Genomic DNA, 13,089 nt, shown 5'->3' on the forward strand with positions numbered 1-13,089 from the left:
CGGCGGTCCCCGCCCCGCAGGTGGCGCACGTCCCGGTGCACCCCGTCCGGCTGGTGGCGGCGGCGCACGCCCGAACCCCTCGATGATGCCCAAGGTTTCCAACGTTGGTGGCGGCGCGTCCGGTTCCAACAACGGTGGCGGTAACGGCGGCGGCGCACGTCGCGGCGGCGGTTCCGGCGGCTTCAACCGCGGTCCGGGTCGTCCCGGCCCCGGCGGTCGCGGTAATGCACAGGGTGCATTCGGTCGCGGCGGCTCCAAGCGTAAGGGCCGCAAGTCCAAGGCAGCTCGCCGCCATGAGCAGGAGCAGCTGAACGCACCGGCACCCGGTGGCGTGGTTGTTCCTCGCGGCGACGGCTCGACCGAGATTCGTCTGCGCCGTGGCGCGTCCATCATGGACTTCGCTGAGAAGATTGGCGCAAACCCGGCATCGCTGATTACGGTTCTCTTCCACCTGGGTGAGATGGCTACCCAGACTCAGTCCCTGGACGAGGAAACCTTCGAGCTGCTGGGTGCCGAACTGGGTTACGTCATCAAGATCGTTTCCCCGGAGGATGAGGAGCGCGAGCTGCTCGAGTCCTTCGACATCAACCTCGAAGCCGAAGCAGAAGCTGAGGGCGATGACGTTCTGGAGGTTCGTCCCCCGGTCGTTACCGTCATGGGTCACGTTGACCACGGTAAGCCCCGCCTGCTGGACGCTATCCGTAACACCAACGTCATTGAGGGTGAGGCCGGCGGCATTACCCAGCACATTGGTGCATACCAGGTCCACACCACCGTTGAGGGTGAAGACCGCGCGATTACCTTCATCGATACCCCCGGTCACGAGGCGTTCACCGCTATGCGTGCCCGTGGTGCGAAGGTCACCGACGTGGCAATCCTCGTGGTCGCAGCTGATGACGGCGTTATGCCCCAGACCGTTGAGGCACTGAACCACGCACAGGCAGCTAACGTGCCGATCGTGGTTGCTGTGAACAAGATCGATAAGGAAGGCGCGTCCCCGGACAAGATCCGCGGCCAGCTCACCGAGTACGGTCTGATCCCCGAAGAGTACGGTGGCGACACCATGTTCGTGGACGTCTCCGCTCGCAACGGCACCAACATCGACGAGCTGCTCGAGGCTGTCACCCTGACCGCTGACGTGCTTGAACTGACCGCTAACCCGAACAAGGAAGCACGCGGCGTTGCTATTGAAGCAAACCTGGACAAGGGCCGCGGCGCGGTCTGCACCGTCCTGGTTCAGTCCGGTACCCTGCGCGTCGGTGACGCTATTGTTGCCGGTGTTGCTCACGGTCGCGTTCGTGCAATGTTCGATGAGAACGGTCAGGCTGTGAAGGAAGCTGGCCCGTCCCGCCCCGTTCAGGTGCTGGGTCTGTCCACCGTTCCTCGTGCAGGCGACACCTTCCTCTCCACCGAGGAAGAGCGTACCGCTCGTCAGATTGCTGAGAAGCGTGAGGCTGCTGATCGTAACGCTCAGCTGGCTAAGCGTCGTAAGCGCGTGACCCTCGAGTCCTTCGACGCCGCTGTGGCTGAGGGCAAGATGGACACCCTGAACCTGATTATTAAGGGTGACGTCTCCGGTGCTGTGGAAGCACTGGAAGAGTCCCTGATGAAGATCGACGCCGGTGGCGACGAGGTTCAGTTGCGCGTCATCCACCGCGGTGTGGGTGCTATTACCCAGAACGACGTGAACCTGGCTACCGTGGACAACGCGGTCATCATCGGCTTCAACGTCCGCCCGGCAGAGCGCGTTGCCGAACTTGCCGACCGCGAAGGCGTCGAGATGAAGTTCTACTCGGTCATCTACCGTGCGATTGAGGAAATTGAGCAGGCCGTCAAGGGTATGCTCAAGCCCGAGTACGAGGAAGTGGAGCTCGGCTCCGCAGAGATCCGCGAGGTCTTCCGCTCCTCCAAGTGGGGCAACATCGCAGGTTCGATCGTCAAGAACGGCATCATCAAGCGCAACGCCAAGGCACGCCTGGTGCGCGACGGTTCCGTGGTGGCAGACAACCTCACCATCGAGTCGCTGCGTCGTTTCAAGGACGACGCTACCGAGGTTCGCGAAGGTTTCGAGTGTGGTATTGGCCTCGGCTCCTTCAACGACATCAAGGAAGGCGACATTATCGAGACTTGGGAGATGCGCGAAAAGCCGCGCGTCTAAGGCTCACACGCTGATGCGCCCGTCACCCGCTAGTGTTCCCGTACCCGCAGGCTTCTAAAACTGGAGCCTGCGGGGCGGGCACTGGCGGGGCGGGCGCTTCCGCATTACCTGGAACGCCTCCGTAACACCCCGAGTGTTCGCGGAAGCACCACGAGATTTCAAGGAGAAACACATGGCTGATGCAGCCCGCGCGGCACGACTTGCCGACCGCATCAAGGTGATTGTGGCGAAGGCGCTGGAGCGTCGTGTTAAGGATCCCCGCCTCGGTTTTGTAACCATTACCGATGCCCGCGTGACCAACGACCTGCAGCACGCAACCCTGTACTACACCGTGTTCGGCTCCGAAGAGGACGCCGCAAACACCAAGAAGGCGCTGGAATCCGCTAAGGGCATTCTGCGCGCCGAGGTGGGTAAGAACATCACTGCCCGCCTGACCCCCACCCTGACTTTCGTCGCTGACGAGGTTCCCGAGAACGCCTTCCACATTGAGGCGCTTCTGCGTGAGACTCGCGAGCGCGACGCCGCCCTGGCTGCTGCAGCTGAGGGTGCCGAGTACGCTGGTGAGGCTGACCCCTACAAGAAGGATGAGCCTGCCGAGGGTGAGGACGCCTAAGTGGCGAAGAAGCAACCTCAGGGCCCGTCCGGCCTGATGGTCATTGATAAGCCCGCCGGGATGAGCAGCCACGACGCAGTCTCTCAGATGCGTCGTATTGCTGGCACCCGGCGGGTTGGTCACGCCGGTACGCTGGATCCCGCCGCGACCGGCGTGCTGATTTTGGGCATCAATAAGGCGACGAAGCTGCTGACCTACCTGGTCGGTCAGGATAAAACCTATGACGCGACGATTCGCTTAGGGCTTGAGACGCTGACTGAGGATGCCGAGGGTGAGCACACAGCCGCGCATCCGGATGCCGTTGAGGCGCTGACCGGTTTGAACGCTGAGCAGATGCGTGCGCGCATCCTGGAGGCTGTGGCGCAGCTGAGCGGCGATATTCTGCAGGTTCCTTCTGCGGTATCCGCTATTAAAATCAACGGTGTTCGCTCGTATGCGCGTGTGCGTAGCGGTGAGCAGGTTGAGTTGGCGGCGCGTCCGGTGACGATTAGCGAGTTCACGGTACATTCCATCAACCCTGGTTTTGCCGAGTACGTGATTGAGGACCCCGAGAACGAGGGCGAACACGCGGCAACTTCGGTTCCCGTGATTGACTGCAAGGTGACGGTTTCGTGTTCTTCGGGCACCTATATTCGTGCCCTGGCGCGTGATCTGGGCAAAATTCTGGGCACCGGTGGCCACCTGACGGCTCTTCGCCGTACCCGTGTGGGTGCGGTGGTGCTTGAGGATGCAGCCGATTTGGCGCAGTTGAAGCAGCGCCGTGAAGAGTCGGATGCACCGCTGGAGGATTTGCCGCTGCTTCCCCTGGAGGAGGCGGCACGCCGCATCTTTGGTGCGCGTGAGCTCTCTGCCGCGGAGGCGAGCGATATTTCTTACGGTCGTCGTATTAGCCCCAGCGGTGACGGTTCCGTGGTGAAGCGTTCCGTGCACGCGAGCGCGGATGAGTCCGGTGCGGTGCAGCATGCCAGCGTTGAGGGTATTGTGGCGGGCTTCGCCCCGGATGGTACCTTGGTTGCCCTCCTGGAGAATAAGAAGCAACGCGGGAAGGTGCAGGCCGCCCCGGTGCTGGTTTTTGAGGCGAATCGTTCCTTCAACTAGGCGTTGAAGGCTTATGATGGGCGAAGAGGGTTCGGTGTTTGCGCCTACCCAAAGCTGATTTGCCCAAAACTGAATCCTTCAATCCTGATTGATTCAGCGCATATTGAACGTGCGCCCTACCGAATGTGCGCCCTATTCATTCAACACGCTAACGTAAACATCCCTGAACACACATGACTACTCGTGCGGGTGCCGCCCGGCCCTGCTGAAGGAGAGAAGATGAGCGAGAACCAGAGCTCTGCTAAGAAGGCGAGTGAGCCTCGTACCGCGCCGGTACCCCGCGTGGAGTCTGCACAGGCTGAAGCTACCGTAACCGGGGCTGCTACTCAGAGCGGTGCCGCGAAGGCTGCCGGTGCTAAGAACGCTGAGCCTATTTCTGCGGCGAAGGCACCCGAGGGTGTTCGCGTAGCCGCACCGGCGTCCGGCGATAAGGCGTCGCAGAAGGCCGATAAGAAGGCTGAGAAGAAGGCAACCCGCGAGGCGTTTGCCCGCCCCAAGAGCATTGAGGAGGCGGCTAAGCCTCAGAACCGTGCGGCGTTCCGTGCGGCGGTGGCGCTGTACGGTCTGTTCATGATTGCGTACGGTGTGTGGCAGGTTCTGGGCGGTATCCGCGTTATTCCGGATGCGCCTCAGGACTTTGCGAACCCCTCGGTGCAGTCGAACTATGTGTTCTTCGCGGCAACCTATGTGGGTGTGGGCCTGTCCTTCGTGTTCATTGCCGTGAAGTTCAAGTGGGTGAACATGCTTGCGTTCTCCTGCCTGGTGGTTTTCCTGGGTGGCGTGGGTCGTATCCTGTCGTGGGCGTTCTTCGGCACCCCGCACTGGTCGCTGATTGTGCTGATGGTGACTGAGCTTGTGATTCCTCCGTGCCTGCTGGTGTGGTACGGCTGGATTAACAAGTCCAATAAGATTCGCGAGGAGATGCTGAAGGCTTCTCGTAACCAGGCTCGTAAGTAGTCGTAACGCCCGGGAAGGTTCCTGCCGCACGGTGGGGTGCCTGCCCGGGCTTTCTTATGGGCGGGTGCTGCGCATGGATTTTCCAGGTGCGGAGGCTGCACAGTTGCGTGTCAGATACCCCGCCGCATCCGCAAAGGTAGGGGAGAAGGCACCGCCTGCGAGGGGTGCCGTTCCATTCCCTGTTGATTCCCGTTTTGAATTCTGCATCCTGCCGCCTGTGGTCTAGGATGGTTAGGTACATTTATCTTTTTCAGGAGAGCCCGTGACCCTCTACACCGCTTTGAGCGAGGTCCCCGCCGGCTACGGCCCCTCGGTCGTGACCATCGGCAATTTTGACGGCGTGCACCGTGGACATGCCCGCGTGATTTCGCGCGTGGTCTCCCTTGCTGAAGAGCACGGTTTGAGCTCTATCGCGGTCTCTTTTGACCCGCACCCGATGCAGGTGCACCGTCCCGAGGCGGCTCACCACGACATTATGGGTCAGGGCTCGCGCCGCTACTTCATGTGCCTGCTGGGTCTGAACGACTACCTGCTGCTGAACTACAACCTGGAGTTCGCTGCGCAGACCCCCGAGGAGTTCGTGAAGTCCACCTTTGTGGATGCGCTGAACGCGCGTTTCGTGGTCATTGGTGACGACGTGCGCTTTGGTAAGAACAACTCCGGCGACCTGAACACCATGCGTGAGCTGGGGGAGAAGTACGGCTTTGAGGTGGTTGTCGTTGAGGATCTGATGGTGGATGAGAACACCCGCTGCTCCTCGACCCGCATCCGCCAGCTGCTGCTGGAGGGCGATATGCCCGCCGCAACCGAGCTACTGGGCCGCCACCACATGATGGCTGGTGAGGTCGTGCACGGTCTGGCGCGCGGCCGCGAATTGGGCTTCCCGACCGCGAACCTTGAGCTTGAGGCGCGCGGTCTGATTCCCGCCGACGGTGTGTACGCCGGCTGGCTCGTGGACGAATCCGGTAACCGTCACCCCTCCGCTATTTCGGTGGGTACGAACCCGACCTTTGACGGTATTGAGCACCGCCAGGTTGAGGCGCACGTGATTGACCGCCCGGAAGAGCGCGTGGAGGATTTCAACCTGTACGGTCAGCGTGTGCTGATTGAGTTCGTGAAGCGTCTGCGCCCCATGGTGGCGTACACCGGTGTTGAGGCGCTGATTGAGCAGATTAACGATGACGTGGTGCAGACCCGAGAGGTGCTGGCTGAGGACGCGAAGAACTACTGCCCGCCGGAGTGCCCGGTGCAGGCGGAAGTGAAGCATCCCCACTTCTAAGAGCGATATCCTGCGCTCATAGCTTTTGCCTTTAAGGGCTTTGAAGCCCCGGCGGTAGATTTTCGGATCTGCCGCCGGGGCTTTTGCGTGCCCGACCGGATGCGCAAAAGCGGGCATCTTCTTCGCGCCTGGCCGCCTGCGCCTTCCGGTGAAACCTCCTGCGCCGCACGCCTTGATGTCCTGCGCCTTCCGTGAGGCACCCCTGTTTTAGTCGCCCCCGTTTTAAGAGAAGATAGAGTCATGGAAAAAATGAACGTCGAATCCTTCAACCTCGACCACCGCGCCGTAGCAGCACCCTACGTGCGTATCGCAGACCGCAAGGTCCTGCCCGGTGGCGACACCCTCATCAAGTACGATATCCGCTTCACCCAGCCGAACACCGCGCACCTGGAAATGCCGACCGTGCACTCCATCGAGCACCTGAGCGCCGAGCACATGCGCAACCACACCGACCGTCTGATTGACTTCTCCCCGATGGGTTGCCAGACCGGTTTCTACGCGCTGACCCTGGGCCTGGAGCCCGAGGATTTCTTCCCCATCCTGGAAGCAACCCTCAACGATATCCTCAACGCGACCGAGGTTCCGGCAGCGAACGAGGTTCAGTGCGGTTGGGGTGCCAACCACACCCTCGAAGGCGCGCAGGCTGCGGCTCGCGAGTTCCTCGCGGCACGCGATGAATGGGCGCAGGTGATGGCGTAATGAGCGCACAGATCCCTGACGCTTTCGCATCCGCCTTCAACCCGGTGGACTTTGACCCGAACGCTTTCGACCCGGCTGAGGCATTCAACAGCATGTTTGAGCTGATGGACGGCATGTCTAACGCCATCATCATTCAGGTGGCTATGGATGAGGAGCTTGCACCCTTCCTGAAGGTCACCGAGGAGCTGCAACCCTCCTTCACCGAGGGCACCGCAGTATTCCACCCGCGCTACCTGCAGGTGGGCGAGGACCAGGTTCCGCTGCTGCTGGTTCGCTCCAAGATTGGTCTGGTGAACGCAGCGAGCGCCGTCACCGAGGCGATCAGCTACTCCTCGAACTGCCTGGGCGTCATTAGCGCAGGTACCGCCGGAGGTTTGGCTCGCGGCATCAACGTGGGTGACGTGCTGATTGGCGAGAACTACACCTACACTGACGCCGACGCGACCGCGTTCGGTTACGCGCGCGGCCAGGTTCCGGGCATGCCCGAAAGCTACGACGGCCAGGTGGACGAGTGGCAGGATGCCCTGGAGCATGCGCTCGCCGCACTGGAGACGGTGCGTGAGCAGGCTGAGAGCGTGTGGGAGGTGCACCGCGGCCAGATGCTGGCGGGTAACTCCTTCGTAACCGCCCACAACGTGAAGGACACCCGCGAGGCGTTCGAGGGCGCTATCAGCACCGACATGGAGACCACCGCTATTGCGCAGGTCTGCCACAACTATGAGATTCCGTTTATCGGGGTGCGTTGCGTGTCTGATTTGTGCGGCCCGGAGGCTGACCAGGACTTCCACCTCTCCGTGGATGTGGTGGCTCCTCGTTCGGCTCGTTACGCGCTGCAGCTGGCTGCTGAGCTGTGGACCGAAGCACAGCTAGAGGCGCTGGAGCTGGCTCTCTAAAGCTCTAGAACTAAAGCTCTAGAGCATGCGGCACGAAGTGAGCTCGCATGCGGCAAGTGCCGGGGCGTGAACCTGACGGGTTTGCGTCCCGGTTCTTTTGTACCGGTTCTTTTGTACTGGTTTTCGTACCCCAGTCTTTTTATGATCAGGCACTTTGATGTACCCGGTCCGTAAGAAACGCAGAAATATTAACCGCGGTGAATATACATTCTGTGTGTCGTGGAGTACTATGAATGTGGAAACTGTCCGATCTCACAGAGGAGTACGTCGTGAAGTTCTGCCCGACTCTCGCCTCCGTCACCGGTCTGCTCGGTGGCTACAAGGTTGCATCTAGCACCGGCATCCGCCCGCTCGGTGGCGCTGTCCTGGCACTGTGCGGTGCCGTGGCTTACAAGAATTGGAAGCGTAAGGCTGGCGCAGGCCGTGCCACCTTCCTCACCGCTGTCTACCTCGGCGCGTTCGGCGCCGCTCATCCGCTCGCCAAGAAGCTTGGCGCGTGGCCTGCAGTCTACACCGTGACTGCTGCAACCGCTCTGTGCTCTATCGTCATTGGACGTAAGCGACAGAAGTAGTCTTTGACGAAAAGACGGCGGAAAGGCAACGTTGCCTTCCCGCCGTCTTTTGCGTTCCCACCCACCGTACCGGTTGGGTGGGGATGCGCCGGGGCGACGCGCGAAGGCAACACTTTCTGCGCAACGCCCCATCACTCGATGGGGAGTGAATCAACCGGTACCGCTCTCAGTCACCTGCTGAGCTGCGGCACCGCTCGATAAGTTTCCCCGCCACCGGCGGGTACACCCCACGAGGTAAAGGAAAAGAAGAAGATGAATACCACTCCGGACTCATCCCCGGTACAGCAGGGAGCAGCCGCCTCCGAGAGCCCGCAGCTAGCGCGTGGACTCTCCCTGCGTCACATCATGTTCATCGCCCTCGGCTCCGCCATCGGCACCGGCCTGTTCTACGGCTCGGCATCCGTCATTCAGCTGGCGGGCCCCTCCGTGCTGCTTGCCTACGTTATTGGCGGCGCGGCAGTGTTCATGGTGATGCGCGCAATGGGCGAACTCGCCCTGGCGCACCCGGTCTCCGGAGCGTTCTCTGAATACGCCACCCGCTACCTCGGACGCTGGGCTGGTTTTGTGACCGGCTGGACCTACGCCCTGGAGATGGCGCTGGTCGCCATTGCGGACGTCACCGCCTTTGCCGTGTACATGAAGTTCTGGTTCCCGAACAGCCCCTCCTGGATTTGGATTGTCTCGGTCCTGCTGATTCTGCTCGCTATTAACCTGGCGAAGGTCAATGCGTTTGGTGAGACCGAATTCTGGTTCACGCTCGTGAAGGTCAGCGCCATTATCGCCATGATTGTTGGCGGTATCGCCCTGCTCTTCGTGGGTGTGCAGGCACACGACTCCGTGGCGCCCTCCGTCACGAACCTCTGGGCTCTTGAGGGTGGCTTCTTCGCGAACGGTTTTACCGGCTTCCTCGCCTGCTTTACCGTGGTGATGTTTGCGTTCGGCGGTATTGAGAACATCGGTATTGCCGCCGGTGAGGCGAAGGACCCGCGCACCTCGATTCCCAAGGCGATTCGCACGGTGCCGTTCCGCATCCTCATCTTCTACATTCTGACCCTGTCGGTCATCATGTCCCTGTACCCCTGGTACTCGGTGACCAAGGCGAACTCGCCGTTCGTGCAGATCTTTGAAGGTCTGGGCATTCCGGCTGCTGCTTCAATTCTGAACGTGGTCATCATTACCGCCGCCATCTCTGCGCTGAACGCGGACGTGTACGGTGCCGGCCGCATGATGTACGGCCTGGCGAAGCAGAACCTGGCGCCGGCTTCCTTTGCGAAGGTTACCAAGAACGGTGCGCCCTGGATGACCACCCTCATCATGGTGCTGGTCATGGCGGTCGGCGTGATCGTGAACGTGCTCTTCGAGAACGCGTTCGAGGTGGTCGCCTCCCTGGCAACCTTCGCGACCGTATTCGTGTGGGTCATGATTCTGCTGGCGCACATCGCGTTCAAGCGCAGTGGCGCCGATACCGAGGCGCAGCCGGTACGCCAGCCCCTGTGGCTGAGCTACCTGGCGTTGGCGTTCATGATCTTTATCGTGGTGCTCTTCGGCTGCTTCGCCGACACCCAGCTGGCGCTGGTGATGGGCGCAATCTGGTGCCTGTTCCTGCTGGGCTACTACCGCCTCGTGGTGGTGCGCGCTCGCGCTGAAGCAGCAGAAGCATAGGGAGCAGAAGTATAGCCCCGGATATACATTGAGCCCGGTATGAGAACCCTGCGTGAGAACCCGGCTGTGAAGCCCGGTAGTGTGATGAGCTACCTGTCGCCGGGCTTCTGCTCACCCTTCCACGAAAGCGCCCCGGTAGCGTAGAATGGGAAGAACGCGTCTGCAGTCCGCAGTAGACGACGTGTATTACAGGGCGTAAGCCCACCACCCGGCGGCAACCGTCCGTACGGGACGTATGCGGTACTAACTCTAGGAGTTAAAAGTGGCACTGGATCCCGCTGTCAAGCAGGCAATCATCAAGGAATACGCAACCCACGAGGGCGACACCGGTTCGCCCGAGGTTCAGATTGCAGTTCTGTCTCGTCGTATCGCCGACCTGACCGAGCACCTGAAGTTCCACAAGCACGATCACCACTCCCGTCGTGGCCTGATGATCCTCGTTGGTCGTCGCCGCAACATGCTCGGCTACCTGAAGAGCGTCGACATCGAGCGTTACCGTTCGCTGATCGAGCGCCTGGGTCTGCGCCGATAAAACAGGAGCGTCTTGACGCTTTTGTGGTGATTAATCGCCTTTAGGCGGTGTGTGCGGACGTGCTGTCAGCACTACCAACCCTCCATCACGGAGGCGGGTAGCGCCAGCGCGTCCGTACTGCCGCGTTGAGGGGCGCATCTTCTATCCGTAGATTCCAACGCTAGATTCACAGCGAGAAATCGGTAGAAGACACCGCCCCACCTGAAAGAAAGAACAGAAGGCCGTACCGGCACACACGCCGCGGTCCTCGGTAGCGAATTACGGAACAACACCACCCCCACAACCGCGCCGACACACGTCGAGCACACGAAAAGGCGGGGGAGAGGTGCCGTGGTTTCCTATCGAAGGCCGACTCGTGCGCCGTACGGCCTGCCAAGAAGAAAGAAGGAACCGTGGAAGGTCCCGAAATCAAGTTTGCTGAAGTCGAAATCGACAACGGCATTCACGGTAAGCGCCACGTGCGCTTTGAAACCGGCCGCCTCGCAAAGCAGGCTGCTGGCTCCGTCCTCGTCACCATCGATGACGAGACCACCCTGCTCTCCGCAACCGCAATCGGCAAGTCTCCCCGTGAGGGCTTCGACTTCTTCCCGCTAACCGTGGACGTGGAAGAGCGCATGTACGCAGGCGGCAAGATCCCCGCATCGTACTTCCGCCGCGAAGGCCGCCCCAGCACCGAAGCAATCCTGGCTGCACGCCTGATTGACCGCCCGCTGCGCCCCGCCTTCACCAAGGGCATCCGCAACGAGGTTCAGGTCGTTGTGACCGTCCTGACCTACGAGCCGGATGAAATCTACAACACCTTCGCAATCAACGCTGCATCCGCATCGACCTCCCTGTCCGGTGCGCCGTTCAACGGCCCCATCGGTGGCGTGCGCATGGCACTGATCGACGGCCAGTGGGTCTGCTTCCCCAAGTACTCCCAGCTGGAAAACGCTGTGTTCGACATGGCTGTTGCAGGTCGTATCGTCACCAAGGCTGACGGTACCGAAGATGTCGCCATCATGATGGTTGAGGCAGAAGCAACCGACAACTCCTGGAAGCTCATCAAGGAAGACGGCCAGACTGCCCCCACCGAAGAGATCGTCGCAGAGGGCCTGGAAGCAGCTAAGCCCTTCATCGCAGCACTGTGCAAGGCTCAGGCTGACCTGGTGGCTCGCGCAGGCAAGCCCGCCCTGGAACTGCCCTTCTTCGGCGGCCACGGCGAGGACGTCGACGCAGCAGTTGAAGCATTTGCAGCAGACCGCCTGGCAGAGGTGTACTCCATCGCTGGCAAGCAGGAACGCGAAGCAGCAGCAGCTGAGCTGCAGGAAGAGCTCATGGAAGCTCTCACCGGCGAAGGTAAGGAATTCGAAGAGCGCTCCAACGAGGTCTCCGTAGCATTCGCTGCCCTGACCAAGCACGTGGTTCGCCAGCGCATCCTCACCGAGCAGGTCCGTATCGATGGCCGCGGTCTGACCGACATCCGCCAGCTCACCGCTGAGGTTGAAATCCTGCCCCGCGTTCACGGTTCCGCTCTCTTCGAGCGCGGCGAAACCCAGATCATGGGTATCACCACCCTGAACATGCTCAAGATGGAGCAGCAACTGGACTCCCTGCACCCGGTCAAGTCCAAGCGCTACATCCACCACTACAACTTCCCGCCGTACTCCACCGGTGAGACCGGCCGCGTGGGTTCGCCCAAGCGCCGCGAAATCGGCCACGGTGCACTCGCAGAGCGCGCAATCACCCCGGTGCTGCCCTCCCGCGAAGAGTTCCCCTACGCAATCCGTCAGGTCTCTGAGGCCCTGGGCTCCAACGGCTCGACCTCCATGGGTTCGGTCTGCGCATCGACCCTGTCCCTGCTGAACGCCGGTGTGCCGCTGCGCGCACCCGTTGCAGGTATCGCAATGGGCCTGGTCTCTGACGAGGTTGACGGCGAGACCCGCTACGCAGCCCTGACTGACATCCTCGGCGCGGAAGACGCGCTGGGCGATATGGACTTCAAGGTTGCAGGTACCTCCGAGTTCGTGACCGCTATCCAGCTGGACACCAAGCTCGACGGTATCCCCGCATCCGTGCTCGCTGGCGCACTGACCCAGGCACGTGAGGCTCGCCTGCACATCCTCGAGGTGCTCGTTAGCGCGATTGACGCACCGGACGAGATGAGCGAGTTCGCACCGCGCATTATTTCCGTGAAGATCCCGGTCGCCAAGATCGGTGAGGTTATCGGCCCCAAGGGTAAGATGATCAACCAGATCCAGGAAGACACCGGCGCAGACATCTCCATTGAGGACGACGGCACCGTGTACATCGGCGCAGCTGACGGCCCCTCCGCCGAGGCTGCCCGTGCGGCAGTGAACGCTATCGCTAACCCGCAGGTTCCCGAGGTGGGCGAACGCTACCTGGGTACCGTGGTGAAGGTGACCGACTTCGGTGCGTTCATCTCGCTGACCCCCGGTAAGGACGGCCTGCTGCACATCTCCGAGATGCGTAAGCTCAACGGCGGCAAGCGCGTGGTTGATGCTGAGGACGTTGTCTCCGTGGGCCAGAAGGTCCAGGTGGAGATCACCAAGATTGATGACCGCGGCAAGCTCTCGCTGGCACCGGTCGTTGAGGGTGGCGACGACGAGTAGTCGTAACCCCCGCT

General features: G+C 61.2%; 11 protein-coding genes. All 11 read left to right on the forward strand.

All coding sequences use genetic code 11. From position 1 onward, the window contains the following. The coding region (infB, locus tag HMPREF2928_RS03110; protein WP_070687342.1) for a translation initiation factor IF-2 at positions 1 to 2,158 on the forward strand (2,158 nt) is incomplete at its 5' end. A 172-nt stretch (positions 2,159 to 2,330) separates the two neighbouring features. Next, the gene (rbfA, locus tag HMPREF2928_RS03115) at positions 2,331 to 2,771 is read left to right on the forward strand and encodes a 30S ribosome-binding factor RbfA (RefSeq protein WP_005507090.1); all 441 of its coding nucleotides are present in this window, start codon (positions 2,331 to 2,333) and stop codon (positions 2,769 to 2,771) included. Then, the gene (gene truB / locus HMPREF2928_RS03120; RefSeq protein ID WP_070687343.1) at positions 2,772 to 3,869 is read left to right on the forward strand and encodes a tRNA pseudouridine(55) synthase TruB; all 1,098 of its coding nucleotides are present in this window, start codon (positions 2,772 to 2,774) and stop codon (positions 3,867 to 3,869) included. Between the two features lie 219 nt (positions 3,870 to 4,088). Beyond that, complete coding sequence (locus HMPREF2928_RS03125; protein WP_070687344.1) at positions 4,089 to 4,826, forward strand: DUF4345 domain-containing protein; 738 nt, start codon at positions 4,089 to 4,091, stop codon at positions 4,824 to 4,826. 262 nt (positions 4,827 to 5,088) lie between these two features. Beyond that, complete coding sequence (locus tag HMPREF2928_RS03130) at positions 5,089 to 6,105, forward strand: bifunctional riboflavin kinase/FAD synthetase (protein ID WP_005507093.1); 1,017 nt, start codon at positions 5,089 to 5,091, stop codon at positions 6,103 to 6,105. 240 nt (positions 6,106 to 6,345) lie between these two features. Next, entirely contained in the window at positions 6,346 to 6,804 is a 459-nt protein-coding gene (locus tag HMPREF2928_RS03135; RefSeq protein ID WP_005507905.1) for an S-ribosylhomocysteine lyase, read from the forward strand. Continuing rightward, entirely contained in the window at positions 6,804 to 7,697 is an 894-nt protein-coding gene (gene mtnN, locus HMPREF2928_RS03140; RefSeq protein ID WP_070687345.1) for a 5'-methylthioadenosine/S-adenosylhomocysteine nucleosidase, read from the forward strand. The genes HMPREF2928_RS03135 and mtnN overlap by 1 nt, the downstream gene beginning before the upstream one ends. Before the next feature lie 233 nt (positions 7,698 to 7,930). After that, positions 7,931 to 8,269 carry a hypothetical protein gene (locus HMPREF2928_RS03145; protein ID WP_005507096.1) on the forward strand — a complete coding sequence of 113 codons (339 nt, stop codon included), beginning with the start codon at positions 7,931 to 7,933 and terminating at the stop codon, positions 8,267 to 8,269. 252 nt (positions 8,270 to 8,521) lie between these two features. After that, positions 8,522 to 9,931 carry an amino acid permease gene (locus HMPREF2928_RS03150; protein ID WP_070687346.1) on the forward strand — a complete coding sequence of 470 codons (1,410 nt, stop codon included), beginning with the start codon at positions 8,522 to 8,524 and terminating at the stop codon, positions 9,929 to 9,931. A gap of 262 nt (positions 9,932 to 10,193) precedes the next feature. Continuing rightward, positions 10,194 to 10,463 carry a 30S ribosomal protein S15 gene (gene rpsO, locus HMPREF2928_RS03155; protein WP_005507098.1) on the forward strand — a complete coding sequence of 90 codons (270 nt, stop codon included), beginning with the start codon at positions 10,194 to 10,196 and terminating at the stop codon, positions 10,461 to 10,463. 392 nt (positions 10,464 to 10,855) lie between these two features. Beyond that, on the forward strand, positions 10,856 to 13,075 hold the full coding sequence (locus tag HMPREF2928_RS03160; RefSeq protein WP_005507901.1) for a polyribonucleotide nucleotidyltransferase: 2,220 nt from the start codon (positions 10,856 to 10,858) through the stop codon (positions 13,073 to 13,075). The last annotated feature ends 14 nt before the right edge of the window (positions 13,076 to 13,089 follow it).

Source organism: Rothia sp. HMSC072B04 (assembly GCF_001813725.1).
GTDB lineage: Bacteria > Actinomycetota > Actinomycetes > Actinomycetales > Micrococcaceae > Rothia > Rothia mucilaginosa.

Bases quoted from the DNA above. Each gene is read 5' to 3' on its own strand.
- rbfA (WP_005507090.1), top strand. From the start codon at position 2,331: ATGGCTGATGCAGCCCGCGCGGCACGACTTGCCGACCGCATCAAGGTG.
- HMPREF2928_RS03125 (WP_070687344.1), top strand. From the start codon at position 4,089: ATGAGCGAGAACCAGAGCTCTGCTAAGAAGGCGAGTGAGCCTCGTACC.
- HMPREF2928_RS03135 (WP_005507905.1), top strand. From the start codon at position 6,346: ATGGAAAAAATGAACGTCGAATCCTTCAACCTCGACCACCGCGCCGTA.
- mtnN (WP_070687345.1), top strand. From the start codon at position 6,804: ATGAGCGCACAGATCCCTGACGCTTTCGCATCCGCCTTCAACCCGGTG.
- HMPREF2928_RS03145 (WP_005507096.1), top strand. From the start codon at position 7,931: ATGTGGAAACTGTCCGATCTCACAGAGGAGTACGTCGTGAAGTTCTGC.
- HMPREF2928_RS03150 (WP_070687346.1), top strand. From the start codon at position 8,522: ATGAATACCACTCCGGACTCATCCCCGGTACAGCAGGGAGCAGCCGCC.